Origin of the sequence: Kribbella pratensis (genome assembly GCF_004365355.1) — a bacterium.
Taxonomy (GTDB): domain Bacteria; phylum Actinomycetota; class Actinomycetes; order Propionibacteriales; family Kribbellaceae; genus Kribbella.
In genome coordinates this window covers 702,670-718,554 of the sequence record NZ_SODP01000004.1, presented here as the reverse complement: position 1 = coordinate 718,554, position 15,885 = coordinate 702,670, and the positions used below count along the sequence as shown (strand labels likewise).

Sequence of the window (15,885 nt, the reverse complement as noted above, 5' to 3'; positions counted from 1 at the left end):
TATCAGCATGAAGAAGCAGGGTGTGCTGGCCGCCGGTGCGGCCGCGGTCACGGTGGTGCTGTGGGCGTCGGCGTTCGTGGCGATCCGCCACGTCGGTCAGGAGATCTCGGCCGGTGCGCTCTCGCTCGGGAGGTTGCTCGTCGGGAGTGTGCTGCTCGGGATCTTCGTGTTCGCGCGGCCGCGACGCTGGCCGGCTCGCGGTGACTGGAAATTCCTGCTGGCCTGTGGCCTGCTCTGGTTCGGCGTCTACAACCTCGCCCTGAACGAGGCCGAGCGGCACCTCGACGCCGGTACGACGGCCATGCTCGTCAACATCGGACCGCTGCTGATCGCCTTGCTCGCCGGTGTCCTTCTCCACGAGGGATTCCCGCGTCAGCTGGTGATGGGGAGCATCGTCGCGTTCGGCGGGGTGGTTCTGATCGGGCTCTCGTCGTCCAACGGCAGCGCCGAGACGTGGGGAGTCGTGCTGTGCCTCGTCGCCGCGGCGGCGTACGCGATCGGTGTCGTTTCGCAGAAGCCGCTGCTCGCGCGACTGCCCGCGCTGGAGGTGACCTGGCTGTCGTGCGTGATCGGGGCGATCGCGTGTCTGCCGTTCGCGCCGACGCTGGTTCGTGAGGCGGCTGATGCACGACCGTCGACGATCTGGTGGGTCGTGTTCCTCGGCGCCTTCCCGACGGCGATCGCCTTCACGACCTGGGCCTACGCGTTGGCCCGGACGACGGCCGGCCGGATGGGCGCCACGACGTACCTGGTCCCGCCGATCACGATCTTCCTCGGCTGGCTGCTGCTCGGCGAGAGCCCGGCGCCGCTCGCGTACGGCGGTGGCGCGCTGTGTCTGGTCGGGGTCGCGATCTCGCGCTACCGGCGGCGTGCGGTTGCCGCGATGCCCGCGGTCAGCGTCGAGAGCCCGGACTCGAACCCGTCGTCGAAGTCATAGGCGAGACCCTCGACGCCGAGTCCGTCGACGATTCTTGTCAGCGTCGGTGCCTTGTCCGCCGGGAGGGCGCGTACGCGGGTGAGCAGGTCGGGCGCCAGTTCGAACGTCTGGGCCCGGACGGACGCCTCGCCGAGGCTGAACCCGTGGATGAAGTCGATCAGTGTGTTGGCCGCCTCGAAAATCTGACGCGGTGACAAACCTGCCCGGTCGAGTGCGAGGTAGAACGGCTCCATCGTGACCACGACGACGTCCGAGACCGCGGACGTGTCCGACAGCACCTGCAGGGCCAGGTTGGGATGTTGCCGAAGGCCGTTGCGATAGGCGCGCGCCGCCTCCTTGAGCTGCTCGTCCCACGGTACGGCGTCGCCGGGGTCGGGCAGCTCCAGCCCCGCGAACACGAGCTCCGCGAGGCCGGCCAGCACGGCGGCTTTGTTCGGCAGGTGGTGGTACAGCGACATCGGGTTGACCTGCAGCGTCGCCGCGAGTCGCCGCATCGTCAGCGCGTCGATGCCCTCGTCGTCGACGATCCGTAGCGCCGCGGTCAGGATCGCCTCCCGGCTCAGCCGCTCCTCCCCGGCGCGGGGCCGCCCGGAGCGCTTGCCGACATTAACCATACGTCGTATGGTACATAATCGTACAACGTATGGATTAGGAGGAGCGATGAAGCCGTTGGCGGGGAAGGTGGCGTTGGTCGCCGGGGCGACCCGGGCGGCCGGACGGGGGATCGCGGTCGAGCTCGGCGCGGCCGGCGCGACCGTGTACGTGACCGGCCGGACCACCCGGTGCCGGCCGTCGGAGATGAACCGGCCGGAGACGATCGAGGAGACGGCCGAGCTCGTCGACAAGGCCGGCGGGCGCGGCATCGCCGTACCGGTGGATCATCTCGATCCGTCGCAGGTGCGTGAGCTGGTGGCGCGGATCGAGACCGAGCAGGGCGCGCTGCACATCCTGGTGAACGACATCTGGGGGCAGTTCGGCGAGCCGGAGTGGGACAAGACCGTGTGGGAGAGCTCGCTGGACAACGGTCTGCGGTTGCTCGAGCTGGGGGTGAACACGCACGCGATCACCAGTCATTTCGCGCTGCCGTTGCTGATCAAGACGCCGGGCGGGCTGGTCGTCGAGATGACGGACGGCACCAACGAGTACAACGCGTCGAACTATCGTGTCTCGTTCTTCTACGACGTCGCGAAGGGCGCCGTCAGCCGGATGGCGTTCGCGCTGGCCCACGAGTTGAAGCAGTACGACGCGGCCGCCGTACTGCTCACGCCGGGATGGCTGCGGTCGGAGGCGATGCTCGACGGGTTCGGCGTACGCGAGGAGAACTGGCGGGACGCGACGTCGAAGGTCCCGCATTTCGCGATCTCTGAGAGCCCGTCGTACGTCGGCCGCGCGGTGGCGGCGCTGGCGGCGGACCCCGACGTACGGCGGTGGAACGGCAAGTCGACGTCGAGCGGGGAACTCGCCCAGCTCTATGGGTTCACCGACCTGGATGGCAGTCGTCCCGACGCCTGGCGCTACATCGTCGAGGTGCAAGGCGCCGGCAAACCCGCTGGCACCACGGGCTACCGCTAAAGCTTGTACGGCGGGCACACCTCGTCGCCGTTGCCGTTGGAGGCAACTGGGATCGCGTCGGCCGACAACGCCGCATGCGGATGCGCGGCCGCGATCGGCACACCCATTGCGGCCGCCAGCTCCAACACTTCACGCCGCGAGGTCACGGCTTGCGCGGGATCCCGCTCGTACACATAGGTGAGCTCCGGCCACCGGGCCTGCGCCGGATGCACCAGCACGTCACCACCCAGCACGGCCCGGTCCGTCACCACCGACTGATGCCCAGGCGTATGCCCCGGCGTAGGCACCAGCCGCATCCCCCGTAGCGCGGTCTCCCCGTCCACCACCCGCAACTGTCCGGCCTCCTCAATCGGCCGGATCCTGCTCAGGTACGTCGACCCGCCGCGTACATGCTCAAGCTCGTCCCGCTGCACGACGTACTCCGCCCGCGGAAACAACGCCCGCACCCCATCCGAAGCCCATCCGACGTGATCCAGATGCACATGTGTCAGCACCACCGCATCCACATCCGCGACCTCCACCCCCACCTTCCCCAACAACCCAGGCAGCCGTCCAGCCACCCCCAACCACTCAGCCGCCTCCCCACCGGCCGGCCCCACCCCCGCGTCCACCAACACCAGCCCGTCACCCGAACTCACCAAGTAACTATGAAAATGCAACAACCACCCACCCGCCCGAACGTTCCCCGGCACCACCCGCCCCGTCCACTCCGCCTCCCCCAACCCCCACCCAGGCAACGCCTCCCCAACCCCCTCAGGAAACACCGCCACCGCATCACACAACACCGTCACATCCATGGCCACCGCCCATCCCACCCCGCCGGAAACCCCATCTCCGACAAGCTCCGTCCGCACCCGGGCACCTCGACCCCCACCAACTCCCGAAGCCCCGCAACCCAGTCCCCACGCCCAACCCGCTCCAACAGAAATGCGAGCACACAGAGTGTGGAGTAGATGCGGTGGTGGGAGACCTCCGGCCGGCTGAGGTGCCGCAGGTCGGAGATGCTCGCGAGTTGCCGTGCGCCGATCTTGTTGACCATGTGCCGGTTCCAGAGGCGGGAGTGGTGTGCGCAGATGTTGCGGACATAGTTCAGCACGCGGAGCCAGTTGCCCAGGGTGTGGCCGTTGCCCTGCCCGACCTGGTCGACGATGTCGAGCTCGCGGGCAATCGAGTTGCGGTCAGCGGCTTTCAGGCCGCGATACAGATGCGCTGTGGAGCCGAAGTCGAGGATCTCGGTGACGACCCATACCGGCAGGCGGCCGTCATACTTCTGCTGGAAGTGCACGACGAAGTCCTCAGACGATCGGCCGTGCGCATCCAGCACCTTGGCGATCCAGGCGTCGTACTTGCTCGGACGTCCGTCTGCGGACCGCGTGAACTGGCCGTCGAGGTTGGCCCGATCGAGGTGTGCGTAGGCACCGCGCTTGCCGAGGGTGAAGCCGATCATTACTCGAAGCGCGATCTCAACTCGCTCGATCGCATCAAGAACATGGAGTTTGAGACGGCGGTCGGCGTCGTACAGCCGGACGACCGTCGTGAAGTTCGTGCCCGCGACGAACTGATCGTCGCGTTGCGTTGGACCGAGTTGGCGACGGTACGGATACCAGTAGCCGCTCAGCCGGTAGTAGCCGATCACGCTCAACAGTCGCGCGGCGGCAGCAGGATCGTCGATGACCATGCCCCGGCGCTGAAGCAGTTGGACTTGGGCATCGAAGGACAGGTGTGGCTTGGAGTAGGAAGTCACGTGAATCCCCCGGAAAAGACGACCAGCCCGTGCCCGAGTGGGCAGAGGGGCTGGTCTTGCTACTCACAGTTTATCCGGTAGTGCAGTTCGCGACCAACTGTGATTGATGCCTGTGGATATCAGGTGAGGAGCATCCAGGTTGCCAGGGTGGTCATGATCAGGGCTATGGCGGAGTCGAGGAATTGCCAGGCTCGGGGGCGGGCGAAGAGGTTGGTTAGTTTGGTGGAGAAGAAGCCTAGGGCGAAGAACCAGGTGAAGCTGGCGGCTACTGCGCCTAGGCCGTAGAGCCAGCGGCCGTCGGTGCCTCGCTGGTTGGCCAGGGAGCCTAGAAGTACGACGGTGTCCAGGTAGACGTGCGGGTTGAGGTACGTGAAGCCCAGGCAGGTGAGTACGACGCTGCGGAGGGCGGCGGGGGCGTGGTCGGCGGGGGTGATCGCGCCGGGGTTGAAGGCTCGCCTGGCGGCCAGGGCGGCGTACGTGTAGAGGAAGGCGGCGCCGCCGAACTTGGCGATGTCGAGCGCGAGTTGGCTGCGGGTGAGGAGAGCGCCCAGGCCGAGGATGCCGCTGGAGATCAGGAGTGCGTCGGAGAGTGCGCAGGTCAGCACCACCGGGAGGACGTGCTCGCGGCGCAGGCCCTGGCGGAGTACGAAAGCGTTCTGGGCGCCGATCGCGACGATCAGGGAGATCGACGTGGCGAATCCGGCGAAGAGGGGCATGGCTTCGACGGTAGGCAGTTGTGCGGCTTCAAACCAGCTAAAGATTCTGAAGTAGCATTAGGATTGCTTCATCATGCAGTTCGACTCCGTGCAACTCGAGACGTTCGTGGCCGTCGTCGACGAGGGCAGCTTCGACGCGGCGGCCCGGCGTTTGCGTGTCACGCCGTCCGCGATCAGCCAGCGGATCAAGGCCTTGGAGAGCCGCCTCGGTCAGGTCGTGGTGATGCGCGGCAAGCCGGCCCGGGCGACCGCGGCGGGCGAGGCGCTGCTCCGGCTGGCCCGCCAGGTCTCCCTGCTCGAGCTCGAGGCGATCGCCGCCGTCCGCGGTACGGTCGACGCGCAGCGCATCCCGCTCGCGGTGAACGCGGACTCGCTCAACAACTGGTTCCTGCCCGCGATGCTCGACCTGTCCCGTACGCACAACGCCCGGTTCCTGGTGCACCAGGAGGACGAGGAGCACTCCGCGGAGTACCTGCGCAACGGCACGGTCCTGGCTGCGGTCACCGCAGATCCCCGGCCGGTGCAGGGCTGTCGCGTCGTACCGCTCGGCAAGATGCGGTACCTCCCGCTCGCCACCCCGGAGTACGCCGAGCGCTGGCTGACCGGGAAACCGTTGCCGGAGGCACTTGCCGAGGCGCCGATGGTGGTGTTCAACGAGAAGGACGTGCTGCAGCACCGGCTGCTGCGCAAGGTGACCCGGCGGAAGCTGGATCCGCCGTCGCACGCGATCCCGGCGTCCGCGCCGTTCCACGAGGCGGTCCGGATCGGGCTCGGCTGGGGGATGATCGAGGACCAGCTCTCCGGATCCGAGCTCGCCGCCGGCCGCCTGGTAGAAGTTGCTCCAGGCAAATACATAGACGTGCCGTTGTACTGGCAGCACTGGAAGCTCGAGTCCGGCATCCTGGACGCGCTCACGGACGCGGTGCTGCGGGCCGCACAGGAAGGTCTTCGTACGTCGTGAGCTCGATCGCGTTCCCGACCTTCAGCGACATGTCCCGGATCAGGTTCCGCCACGGCAGGTACGGCATCATCCGGAAGGTCAGGTTGCGCAGCTTCATGAACCACTTGCCGGCCGGGATGAACCACATCGCGCCGTCGACCGCCTGCTTCTGACAGGCCGCCACGAAGTCCTTCATCCGTACGTCGTACGCGGCGAACGCCCGCTCGTGGTTCCCGCCGGCCGCGTGCAACTCTCCGGCGAGTACGTAGGCGCCGACGACGGCGAGGCTCGTGCCCATTCCGGACAGCGGCGAAGCGCAGTACCCGGCATCGCCGACCAGTGCGATCCGGCCGCGCGAGTAGCTGTCCAGCTTGATCTGGCTGATCGAGTCGAAGTAGAAGTCCGGCGCGGTCCGCATCCCCTCGAGCAGGGTCGGCACCTCCCAGCCGAGGTCCTTGAACTGCTCCTCGACGATCGCCTTCTGCGCCGGCAGGTTCCGCCGGTCGTACTTCAAGTCCGACGAGGTGAAGTAGAACAGCGCCTTCGCCTCAGTGTTGTCGCGGGCGCTGTAGGTGCCGACGGTTTTGCCGGGCACGTTGAAGATCTGGCCGGTGTGGTCGAGGTCGAGGTGGTTCTCGACGGTGCAGACCGAGGCGTAGTACCCAAGGTGGTGGATGTACGACGACTCCGCGCCGAACGCCAACCGCCGTACGTTCGAGTGCAGTCCGTCGGCGCCGATCACGAGGTCGAAGCGCCCCCGCATGCCGCTCTCGAACACTACGTCGACACCGTCAGCGTCCTGACCCGAGCGACACGATCGAGTCGTCGAAGAGGTGCTCCGTGCTGCTCTTCGTCAGGTTGTAAAGGATGTCGACCAGGTCGCCCCGGAGGATCTCGAGCTCGCCGCTGAACGCCTCGGACGAGGTGGTCGCGGCCACCTTCCCGGATTCCGTCACGTACGACATCGCGCCCATCCGGGTCGCCTTTTCCTCGACCTCGGACAGGATGCCCATCCGCTCGAGCACCTTCATCGACGCGCCGCGGAAGTCGACCGCATAACCGCCGGGCCGTGGCGCCGGAGCGCGCTCGACCACGGTGGTGGTGAAGCCGTACCGCTGCAGCCAGTACGCCAGGGCCGGACCCGCCACGCTCGCGCCGGAAATCAGAACTGTCGTCATCGGAACCCCTCCAGAAGTGGTGTGCCACGACTGTACGATGGTCTTAGACGAGTGTGCAAGACGATTGTGTGAGACGGTCGTGTTAGAGTTCCGGCATGGGTAACCGCGAGGCGCTGGTCGAGAGCGCGAAGGCGTGTCTGCTGGAGAAGGGCTACAGCCGGACGACGGCGCGCGACATCGCGACCGGGGCGGGGGTGAGTCTGGCCGCGATCGGTTACCACTTCGGTTCCAAGGAGACGCTGCTCAACGAGGCGCTGCGAGCGCTGCTCACCGACGAGTGGGCGACCGAAGTGGCCGGCGCGGCGGGCACAGGCGGCGGTGATGACCGTGCGGCGGTTGTGGGTGGACCGCACGAGCAGTTCGTCGCGACCTGGCGTCAGATCATCGACAGCCTGTCCAACCCGCGCTTGAAGGCGTTGTGGGCGACCCAGTTCGAGGTCCTCAGCCTGGGCGCGAGCATGCCCGAGCTGGTCGCGGAGTTGACGAAGATGCAGGGCGAGGCGCGCGACGGTCTGGCGCACCTGTTCGGCGGCGTCGATCCGGATGCCGACCCCGAGGAGGTCCAAGCGATCGGCTCACTCCTGCAGGCGCTGCTGCTCGGCGTGGTCGCGCAGGGCATGTTCGATCCGGACAGCGCGCCGACCGGTGAGCAGCTCGCTCAGTCGCTCCGTGCGCTGGCCGACCGGATCAGTCCCAGCGCATAGCCATCGGGTTGTCTGCCGGGATCAGCCCGGCCGACATCAGTACCGCGCTCATCGGCCGTACGACGTCGTGCAACTCGCCGGCTCGCTCGTCGCCCAGTGCGCGCCAACCCTGGTCGGCCAGCGCATCCGTCGTATCTTCCACCTGCTGCCGCAACGCCCGCCCGGAGTCGGTGAGCGCGCCGTCGGCGTCGAGCAATCCGCGGCTTCGCAGGTCGTCGGAGGCGGTGGCCCACTCCTCGTCGCTCCAGCGGCGGTTGAGCTGGAAGACCTCTTTGGACGGCCCGCCGGCAGCGGAGATTGTCACCAACGCCTGACACGGACTGAGTTCGGCCGCGACCAGCGCCGCGACATGTCCGTCACCGCGCGACTCCCGCAGGATCGTGGTCGCGTGCCACAGCACGAGATGCGGCTCGTCCGGCCACTCCAGCGCAGCGTTGGCCGCCGCGATCGGCCGCCCGGCAACCGGCGCGAGTTCGGCTGCCTGCCTAGCCAGCTCGGCTGCTCGCTTGACGGCGTCACCAGACCATACGGTTTGGTATGGCGGCTCGTCGGGGAACAACCGGCGTACGGCGTTGTCCACGGCCGTCAGGCGCGCGTCGAGCAGTTGTTCCGGGGTCGCGTAGGTCCACGCGTCCGGCAGGGAGCGGGCGACCATCGCCGGGTGGAAGTTGTAGAACATCGCGGCGACGAGCTCCGGCCCGACCGCGCCGAGGGGAGCCGCCCGGCAGCCGAAGTAGCTCATCCAGCCGCCCTTCAGCCCGAGCGCATCGGTCGCCTGCCGCGTCTCCGGCGAGAAGTACGTGATCGCGTGAAACGGCTCGAGCGCCTTCCACATCCGGCGCGCCCTGGTCATGGGACGAGTCGCGGCATCAGCACCGTCATGGCAAGGGACGGTACATGACGTGTAGTCCGACGTACCCGAGTCTGGGGTGGTCGAAGGCCTCCGGGACGGTGCCCGCGATGCGGAAGCCGAGGGACTGCCAGAGGTGTACGGCGGGTTCGTTCGTCTCCACGACCGCGTTGAACTGGATCAAGCGGAATCCGGAGCGTCCGGCCCACTCGATCATGTCCTCGCAGAGCAGCCGCCCGACGCCTCGTCCGCGAGCCTTGCTGTCGACCATGAAGCTCGCGCTGGCGACGTGCGCGCCGGGACCGGGCCGGTTCGGGTACATGTTCGCGCTGCCGAGAACGGTGCCGTCGGCATCGACCGCAACCGTGGTCCGGCCGAGCGGGAAGTTCATCGGCGCCATCCACATCGCCCGGGCGTCTTCCTCGGTGATCGCCGGGTCGTAAGTGTACGTCTCCCGCGCGGTCACGATCTGATGGAAGAACGGCCAGATGGCCGGCCAATCGGCATCGGTCGCGTTCCTGATCTGCACAGTCATGGTGGGAGAAGCATCACCCGATGTCCCCCGGATGCCAAGGGGATTCCCGATAGACTGTCTGAGGATGAGAATCTCCGTGATCCAAGGGCTGCCGCGCTGGACGTTGGTCGTGCCGCCACTCGTTTTCGTTGACCTCCTGCTGACCTGGCATCGCCACCTGGGCGCGGTTCTGCTGATCTTCGTGTGCCTCGGTCTCGGCGCCGCGGTGATCGCGGCCGTTCATCACGCCGAGGTTGTCGCACACCGCGTCGGTGAACCGTTCGGCACGCTGATTCTCGCGCTTGCCGTGACGATCATCGAGGTCGCGCTGATCGTCACGCTGATGGCGCCGGGTGGGGAGAAGACCGCCTCGCTGGCCCGCGACACCGTCTTCGCCGCGGTGATGATCACCTGCAACGGGATCCTCGGGTTGGCTCTCGTCGTCGGCTCGCTGCGGCATCGCGTGCAGGAGTTCCGTGTGCAGGCGTCGTACTCCGCGCTGACCGTGATGACTGCCCTGGTCACCTTGAGTTTGGTGCTGCCGACGTTCACGACGAGCGCGCCGGGGCCGCGGTTCAGCTCGGCGCAGCTCGCGTTCGCCGGCGTGACGTCGTTGGTGCTGTACGGCGTCTTCGTGTTCATCCAGACGATCCGGCACCGCGACTACTTCCTCCCCGTGCGTGCCGACGGTGACAGTGACGTCGACGACGAGGATCAGCACGCGGCGGCGCCGAGCGGCAAGACCGCGCTGCTCAGCCTCGGGCTGCTGTTCGTCTGTCTGGTCGCGGTCGTTGGTCTGGCCAAGACTGTTTCGCCGAGGCTCGAGTCCGCGGTGGAGTCGGCCGGCGCGCCGCTGTCCGTGGTCGGTGTCGTGATCGCGCTGCTGGTGCTGCTTCCGGAGACGGTTGCCGCAGTGCGCGCGGCACTGCGGAACCGCCTCCAGACCAGCGTCAACCTGGCGCTCGGCTCAGCACTCGCCAGCATCGGACTGACCATCCCCGCGATCGCGCTCGCGTCCATCTGGCTGAGCGGACCGCTCGTCCTCGGACTCGACGGCAAGGAGATGGTGCTGTTCGCGCTGACGGTTGTCACCGCGATGCTGACGCTCGCGACCGGGCGCGCCACGTTGCTCCAGGGAGCCGTTCACCTCGCGGTGTTCAGCGCGTTCCTGTTCCTTGCGGTAAGCCCCTGAGGTAGTCGGCCACCGCCTGCTGGTGGTTGTGCTCCGCCCAGCCGAGCGCGTTCCCGTTGTAGTTGGGATCGCGCAGCTCCGGGTCGGCGCCCAGTTCGATGAGCTTCTTGACCGTCTCCAGGTGACCGTTGAGCGCCGCGCGGTGGATCGGCGCCGCACCGCCGGAGATCGCACTCAGATCGAACCCGAGCCGCTGCAGCGGTTCCATCGCCTCGGTGCGGCCGATCTCGGCGGCTCGAACGGGCAGATGACGTTGGCGAGCCACCGCCCGCGCGGCGAGCCCGGCGTCGATGTCCGGCGTTTCACCGCGCATCGCCGCGGCGTACACGTCGTCGATCTCGTCCAGCGGTGCCGCTCCTCGGGCGCGCAGCAGCTCCGCGATCTCCGTATGCCCTTGGATCGCGGCCAGTTCGTACGGTCGATTGCCGCCGAACACCGGATGCCTGGTGCCGGTGCCCTCAGGATCGGTGCCCTGGGCAAGCACCAGTTCGGCCCGGTGCAGCAGGCCCGCCCAGGACGCGAACACCAGCTCGTCTTCCAGTAGTTGCTGCGGAGTCGGGTGCGCGGTCGTCATCCGTTCGTGCCACGGACCGCCGTCGCCGCGGCCCAGCCCGTACTCGATCAGCAGCTCCAGATGCACATCGTCGTACGGCGGGGGACAACCGGGACCGCAGTTGTACATGGTCTGGCTGTCGTTCGGGTCCGCGCCCGCATCGAGCAGTACGCGAGCGAGTTCGACCCGGTTGGGATGCGGTGGTTGGTCGCCCTCACCGCGACCGAAGACGCCCGTGATCGCGGTGAACGGCGACGGCAGTCCCTGCCAGAGGTATCCGGCGTTCGGATCGGCACCGTTCTCGAGGAGGAGACGGGCGATCTCGACCTGGTTGGGCGCGTCGAGGCGGCTGTACGTGAGGTAGAGCAACGGCTCCCAGCGGTACGGTCCCCCTTCTTTCGCTGCATTCGACAGGTCCGCGCGTACGCCGTCGATGTCCCCGGCAACGACCTTCGTATAGATGTTGCTCTGGGCAATCTCTGGGAACTGGTCCAGGAGATCACGTGCGGATCGTTGGCGCGCCGGATCGTCCTGCCCGTAGTGCAAGGTCGCCAGGCGGAGGAACTCGTCGGCTCGTTGCTCCGGAGTATCGAGCGGGCCGCCGACGGTCTGCCGATGCGGTGACCGGCTGTACCTGCTCACCAACTCCAGGTGCCGCACGATCCTCGGCCAGCTGGGGAATCCGTAGCTGCGGGCAACGACCAGTTGCGCGTCCGCCAGCGTGTGCACAGGGTGGAACTCGTCCGCGAGTGCGATCGCGTCGCGGTCGCCGGCGCGGACGCCCTTGAGCAGCGCTTTCGCCTGCTTGCGAAGGTGTTCGAGGTGTGGGTCGTCCGGAAGATTTCGGGTCGGCATCACCGACCTCCTCTCTACGAGCCTGCTGTCCGCGTCGTCAGGCGAGAAAGGAGGTGAACAACTGCCACAACCGTGCTCATTTCAGGTGGGCTGAGCCCTTCCCGCGGACCGGTGGCACCCTGAGCGCCTATCCGCGAGCATAGGGCATGTCTCCCGATCCCGCACCTACTGCGCGGCACTCGGCACGGCACCTCGCCGCACTGGAGGAAAGGCCACGATGAACCACATCGAGGCCTCCCCTCCAGCACGCCGAGGCACCGCACCGAGCACCTGCTCGCTACGGCGCGGGATCGGGAGACATGCCCTGGCTCACAGCGGCTTTTCCATCCACCATTCGGTGAACTCGTGTGCCCGGTCGCGGTCCAGCCGGATCACCCAGAGGTTGCTGAACTCGGCCGGTGGATTGGTCAGGTACGTCGTCCAGCCGCGCACGAAGCCGACCCCGTCACCGAACCCGAGCACCTGGTACTCGAAGTCCGTCTCGCCCGGGCCGTCCGCGACGTCGAGCCAGGCCGCCACGATCGCGTCCCGCCCGAGCACCGGCGCCTCGTCCGGACGCCGGTACCAGGCGGCGTCCTCGGTCCAGAGCGCGGCGATATGCGCGGGATCGTTGCTCTCCCACGCCTTCCGGTACCGGTCGACCCAGCGGTCGAGGTCCTTCTCCTTCATGAGATCCGGCGGTTGTTCAGCACGACGGCAGCCGGCGTCGCCAGTACTTCGGGATGCTCACGCGGGTCGGCGTCGTACGTGACGAGGTTGCCTACGCCGGTGAGACCGAGGAAGTCCTGTGCGCCAGTGGAGGCTGCGGTGAGGGCCTGTTCGACGGACAGCCCGTGCTGGACCAGCATGTCGATTTCGCGGGCGACCGTGCCGACGACGTCGGACCCGGTCAGCACGCGGACGCCATACTGCTCGGCGAGCGGCAGGATCGATGCCAGGTACTCGGAGCGGCCTTTGCGACGAGCCGTCTGCTCGGGGGTCTCGTTCGGGCTCGGGCTGACCGAGGCGCACAGTGTCGGGGTCCACGCGCCGCCGCGGGCGCCGAGGGTTTCCAGATCCCGCTCGGTGAGCGCCGTACCGTGTTCGACCGAGTCGATTCCGACCCGGATCAGGTCGCTGACGTGGTCGGTGTTGACGTGTGCCGCGACCCGGGCGTCGCGGGAGTGGGCCAGGTCGACCACGGCCCCAACCACATCCAGACCGTACGTCGGGCTGACCTTGCTGCCGCGGATCGGGCCGTCCGGACCCACCTCGGGGAAGTCACCGACCAGCTTCAGCCAGGTGGCGCCGTCGGCGATCTCGGCCTCGACCGCGGCGAGCAGATCCTCGGGAGCGACCGGCTCGTACGCCTGCGGGAAGTAGCAGCCCTCCGGCGCGAGGAACCGGCCGGCCGCGAGGACGAGCGGGCGGCTGTCATCGGGCGTACGCGCCAGCTCGAGCGTGACCTCGCGGTTGCCGCCGACATCCCGGACAACGCTCACGCCGGCGCCGGCCAGCTCACCGAGCCGCTCGGCCGCGAAGTCCGCGTCGCGCAGCACGGGTCCGTTCGGACCGGCGGCCATGGTCAGGTGACAGTGCGAGTCGACCAGACCCGGTACGCCGTACCGCCCGGGCAGCACCTCGCCGATCTCGCCCGGGCCGAACACGACGCGCGCGGCGTCGCCGGACGGGAGCACGGTTCCTTCGAAGACCCAGGTCGCCATGGTTCCCATCCTGCCCCAGCCGAGATCCACGTCACGTGATCTGCGACTTGAACATGTTCAAAAAGTCGGCGTACGGTCGGAGCAGTCAGAGATCTGAACGTGTTCAAGAAGAGTGGGGACGAGATGGACATGACGGTGACGACATACCTGGTCTACCTGGCCATTGCGGTGCCGCTGACGGTCTGGGTGGCGCGGACGCTGAGCCGGAACGGGCGGATCTTCCTGGTCGACGTGTTCCACGGCAACGAGGACTTCGCCGACGCGGTGAACCGGCTGCTCGTGGTCGGGTTCTACCTGGTCAACCTCGGGTTCGTGACGCTGTTCCTGCGGGGCGGGAGCGCGGTCGACGACGCCCGCGGGGTGTTCGAGCAGCTGAGCGTGAAGCTCGGGATCGTGATGCTGGTGCTCGGGGTGGTGCATCTGACCAACGTCTGGATCTTCAACAAGATCCGCACCCGCAGCCGCCTCGAGCTGCAGACGACCCCGCCGGTGCCGCCCAACGACACGGTCCAGCCGCTGACCATGACCGAGCAAGCCGCGCGGTACGGGTATTGAAGACCGCCGAATCGTGCGTGAGTTGACGGTGCTGTACGACGCCCACTGCGGACTGTGCCGCCGGTTCAAGGACTGGCTGGCGGCCCAGCGGCCGGCGTCGAACGGAGAGGGCGGCGTGGTGCGCCTGCGGTTCGTCGCGGCGGGGTCGGCGGATGCGCGGGCGCAGTACCCGACGCTGGATCACGAAGCGACGTTGCGCGAGGTGACGGTGATCGCCGACGACGGGTCCGTGTACGTCGGCGATCGCGCCTGGATCGTGTGCCTGTGGGCAACGGGGGAGCACAGGCACACCGCCGTACGACTGGCGAGCCCGGCGATGCGACCGGTGGCGCGGGCGATGGTGCAAGCAGCCGCAGGACTGCGGCGGTTGAGCGGAGGTGACTACGCTGACGGATGTGACGGACGGTGCGACCGCGAAGGGTGAGCAGACGCGCGAGCTGATCCTGTCGACCGCGCTACGGCTGTTCCGGGAGCAGGGGTACGGGAAGACCACGATGCGTGCGATCGCCGCCGAGGCCGGGGTCTCGGTGGGCAATGCGTACTACTACTACGGCTCCAAGGACCACCTGATGCAGGCGTACTACGACCTGCTCCAGGACCAGCACCGCGCAGCTGTCGAGGAGCTTCTCGCCGCTGAGAAGGCGTTCGTGCCGCGGATGACCGGTGTACTGCGGACGTGGCTGGAGGTGGCGGCGCCGTACCACGAGTTCGCAGGCACGTTCTTCAAGACGGCGGCGGATCCCAAGAGCCCGCTGTCTCCGTTCAGCGAGGAGTCGCGGCCGGCGCGCGATGCGGCTGTGGACATCTTCCGCCAGGTGGTGGAGGGCTCGGACCTGAAGGTGCCGGCGGACCTGCGAGCCGAACTGCCGGAGTTGCTGTGGCTGCTGCAGATGGGCGTCGTCCTGTTCTGGGTCCACGACTCCAGCGACGACGTCCGCCGCACCCGCGCCCTGATCGACCGAGCCGTTCCCCTGGTCGACCGCCTCCTCCGCCTAACACGCATCCCAGGCGTCCGCGGCGTAGTAACCGACCTCCTGGGCCTCATCCACTCAATCAAGCCGTAGAAGAATCCCCCGCGTGCTCCCGCCCGCCTCTCGTCGCTGCGCTCCTCAGCGCACCCACTTCGCGCAGGCAAACTCCCGTTACTCGCCGGTGGTTCCGTCGAGGCGTTCGCGGAGGAGGTCGGCGTGGCCGTTGTGGCGGGAGTATTCCTCGATCATGTGGATGTAGAGGTAGCGGACGGAGTACGGCTCGTCGTACCTCGGGCGGGTGAAGGTGTCGTCGAGCGAGTAACCCGCGGCCAGCGAGTCCGAGGTCCTCACGATTTCGCGGAAGTCCTCGACGTCCTGCTCGGCCTGTGCGGGGTCGACCAGGTCGAAGTCGCCGTCGGGGTGTTCGGCGGTCCAGTACTTCGGGGGTGAGTCGTGGCCGGCGAGCGCCCGGTGGAACCAGTACTTCTCGACCTCGCTCAGGTGTCTGACCAGCCCGATCAGCGACATGCTGGACGGATCGACGGTGCGCTGGACCAGCTGCTCACCGGTCAGCCCGGACACTTTCCACAGCAGAGTGCCGCGGTGGAAGTCGAGGAATCCCTGCAGGAGTGTGCGCTCGTCGGCGGCCGTGGGTGGGTCCACCCGGAACTCAGTCGTCACGTGCAGAACCTAACCGTGTGACGAGGGTCCTGTGAATATCCGCCGGGTGTCGGCCATCGATGCCGTAGACTAGTAACGACGGCCCGCCCAGTTCTGCCTCGGGCCGGTGAGCGCAACTACTGTGCGCCAGCAGTCGACCACCACGCGCCGCGGCCCACCAGGCCGCGCCGGGCAGGACGACCCCCGACTTTTGGAGTACTTCTATGGCGGCCCGCCGCCC

20 protein-coding genes are annotated in these 15,885 nt (G+C 67.7%); 8 read left to right on the top strand and 12 right to left on the bottom strand.

The features are described from left to right. The first annotated feature begins 7 nt into the window (after positions 1-7). On the top strand, positions 8-937 hold the full coding sequence (locus tag EV653_RS37850; protein WP_134110853.1) for a DMT family transporter: 930 nt from the start codon (positions 8-10) through the stop codon (positions 935-937). Here the strand turns inward: EV653_RS37850 and EV653_RS37845 are convergent. Beyond that, on the bottom strand, positions 859-1,551 hold the full coding sequence (locus EV653_RS37845) for a TetR/AcrR family transcriptional regulator (protein ID WP_134110851.1): 693 nt from the start codon (positions 1,549-1,551) through the stop codon (positions 859-861). The two genes, EV653_RS37850 and EV653_RS37845, sit on opposite strands and share 79 nt — an antisense overlap. Before the next feature lie 46 nt (positions 1,552-1,597). Here EV653_RS37845 and EV653_RS37840 point away from each other — a divergent pair, with 46 nt between their 5' ends. Next, a complete protein-coding gene (locus EV653_RS37840; protein WP_134110849.1) occupies positions 1,598-2,509 on the top strand; it encodes an SDR family oxidoreductase in 912 nt (303 codons plus the stop codon). Here EV653_RS37840 and EV653_RS37835 read toward each other — a convergent pair. The 3 genes from EV653_RS37835 to EV653_RS37825 form a co-directional block, all read right to left on the bottom strand. Then, entirely contained in the window at positions 2,506-3,147 is a 642-nt protein-coding gene (locus tag EV653_RS37835; protein WP_238160712.1) for an MBL fold metallo-hydrolase, read from the bottom strand. The two genes, EV653_RS37840 and EV653_RS37835, sit on opposite strands and share 4 nt — an antisense overlap. Before the next feature lie 149 nt (positions 3,148-3,296). Beyond that, the gene (locus EV653_RS37830) at positions 3,297-4,253 is read right to left on the bottom strand and encodes an Abi family protein (protein WP_134110847.1); all 957 of its coding nucleotides are present in this window, start codon (positions 4,251-4,253) and stop codon (positions 3,297-3,299) included. A 119-nt stretch (positions 4,254-4,372) separates the two neighbouring features. After that, entirely contained in the window at positions 4,373-4,969 is a 597-nt protein-coding gene (locus tag EV653_RS37825; protein ID WP_134110845.1) for a LysE/ArgO family amino acid transporter, read from the bottom strand. Between the two features lie 73 nt (positions 4,970-5,042). Here EV653_RS37825 and EV653_RS37820 point away from each other — a divergent pair, with 73 nt between their 5' ends. Next, positions 5,043-5,930, top strand: a complete 888-nt coding sequence (locus EV653_RS37820) for a LysR family transcriptional regulator ArgP (protein ID WP_134110843.1) — start codon at positions 5,043-5,045, stop codon at positions 5,928-5,930. Here EV653_RS37820 and EV653_RS37815 read toward each other — a convergent pair. Both EV653_RS37815 and EV653_RS41855 read right to left on the bottom strand, forming a co-directional pair. Beyond that, a complete protein-coding gene (locus tag EV653_RS37815; protein WP_202872009.1) occupies positions 5,881-6,672 on the bottom strand; it encodes an FAD-dependent monooxygenase in 792 nt (263 codons plus the stop codon). The two genes, EV653_RS37820 and EV653_RS37815, sit on opposite strands and share 50 nt — an antisense overlap. Positions 6,673-6,700: 28 nt before the next feature. Further along, on the bottom strand, positions 6,701-7,087 hold the full coding sequence (locus tag EV653_RS41855) for an FAD-dependent monooxygenase (RefSeq protein WP_202872008.1): 387 nt from the start codon (positions 7,085-7,087) through the stop codon (positions 6,701-6,703). Positions 7,088-7,182: 95 nt separating this feature from the next. Between EV653_RS41855 and EV653_RS37810 the strand changes: the two genes are divergently transcribed. Continuing rightward, entirely contained in the window at positions 7,183-7,791 is a 609-nt protein-coding gene (locus EV653_RS37810; RefSeq protein WP_134110841.1) for a TetR/AcrR family transcriptional regulator, read from the top strand. Here the strand turns inward: EV653_RS37810 and EV653_RS37805 are convergent. Together EV653_RS37805 and EV653_RS37800 are read right to left on the bottom strand one after the other, a co-directional pair. Beyond that, positions 7,775-8,644, bottom strand: a complete 870-nt coding sequence (locus EV653_RS37805; RefSeq protein ID WP_134110840.1) for an SCO6745 family protein — start codon at positions 8,642-8,644, stop codon at positions 7,775-7,777. The genes EV653_RS37810 and EV653_RS37805 overlap by 17 nt on opposite strands. A gap of 25 nt (positions 8,645-8,669) precedes the next feature. After that, positions 8,670-9,176, bottom strand: a complete 507-nt coding sequence (locus EV653_RS37800; RefSeq protein WP_134110838.1) for a GNAT family N-acetyltransferase — start codon at positions 9,174-9,176, stop codon at positions 8,670-8,672. A 64-nt stretch (positions 9,177-9,240) separates the two neighbouring features. Here EV653_RS37800 and EV653_RS37795 point away from each other — a divergent pair, with 64 nt between their 5' ends. Continuing rightward, positions 9,241-10,347: a calcium:proton antiporter gene (locus EV653_RS37795; RefSeq protein WP_134110836.1), complete on the top strand. Its 1,107-nt coding sequence runs from the start codon at positions 9,241-9,243 to the stop codon at positions 10,345-10,347. On the opposite strand, the gene EV653_RS37790 is transcribed toward EV653_RS37795, so the two are convergent. From EV653_RS37790 to EV653_RS37780, 3 genes are all read right to left on the bottom strand, one after another. After that, positions 10,313-11,755, bottom strand: coding sequence for an ankyrin repeat domain-containing protein (locus tag EV653_RS37790; protein WP_134110834.1), 1,443 nt, complete (start codon positions 11,753-11,755; stop codon positions 10,313-10,315). The two genes, EV653_RS37795 and EV653_RS37790, sit on opposite strands and share 35 nt — an antisense overlap. Positions 11,756-12,064: 309 nt before the next feature. Continuing rightward, on the bottom strand, positions 12,065-12,424 hold the full coding sequence (locus tag EV653_RS37785; RefSeq protein WP_134110832.1) for a YybH family protein: 360 nt from the start codon (positions 12,422-12,424) through the stop codon (positions 12,065-12,067). Continuing rightward, entirely contained in the window at positions 12,421-13,458 is a 1,038-nt protein-coding gene (locus EV653_RS37780) for an amidohydrolase family protein (protein WP_134110830.1), read from the bottom strand. The genes EV653_RS37785 and EV653_RS37780 overlap by 4 nt, the downstream gene beginning before the upstream one ends. Positions 13,459-13,557: 99 nt before the next feature. Between EV653_RS37780 and EV653_RS37775 the strand changes: the two genes are divergently transcribed. Genes EV653_RS37775 through EV653_RS37765 form a run of 3 tightly spaced genes read left to right on the top strand, consistent with a single transcriptional unit; the run spans position 13,558 to position 15,077 of the window. Further along, the gene (locus tag EV653_RS37775; protein ID WP_238160711.1) at positions 13,558-14,013 is read left to right on the top strand and encodes a hypothetical protein; all 456 of its coding nucleotides are present in this window, start codon (positions 13,558-13,560) and stop codon (positions 14,011-14,013) included. Between the two features lie 13 nt (positions 14,014-14,026). Further along, positions 14,027-14,437, top strand: a complete 411-nt coding sequence (locus EV653_RS37770; protein ID WP_202872007.1) for a thiol-disulfide oxidoreductase DCC family protein — start codon at positions 14,027-14,029, stop codon at positions 14,435-14,437. Next, positions 14,409-15,077 (top strand): TetR family transcriptional regulator, encoded by a 669-nt coding sequence (locus EV653_RS37765; RefSeq protein WP_134110826.1) that lies wholly within the window; start codon positions 14,409-14,411, stop codon positions 15,075-15,077. Before EV653_RS37770 ends, EV653_RS37765 begins: the two co-directional genes overlap by 29 nt. Positions 15,078-15,155: 78 nt before the next feature. Here EV653_RS37765 and EV653_RS37760 read toward each other — a convergent pair whose 3' ends face one another. Further along, positions 15,156-15,665, bottom strand: coding sequence for a DinB family protein (locus EV653_RS37760; RefSeq protein ID WP_134110824.1), 510 nt, complete (start codon positions 15,663-15,665; stop codon positions 15,156-15,158). Positions 15,666-15,885 lie beyond the last annotated feature (220 nt).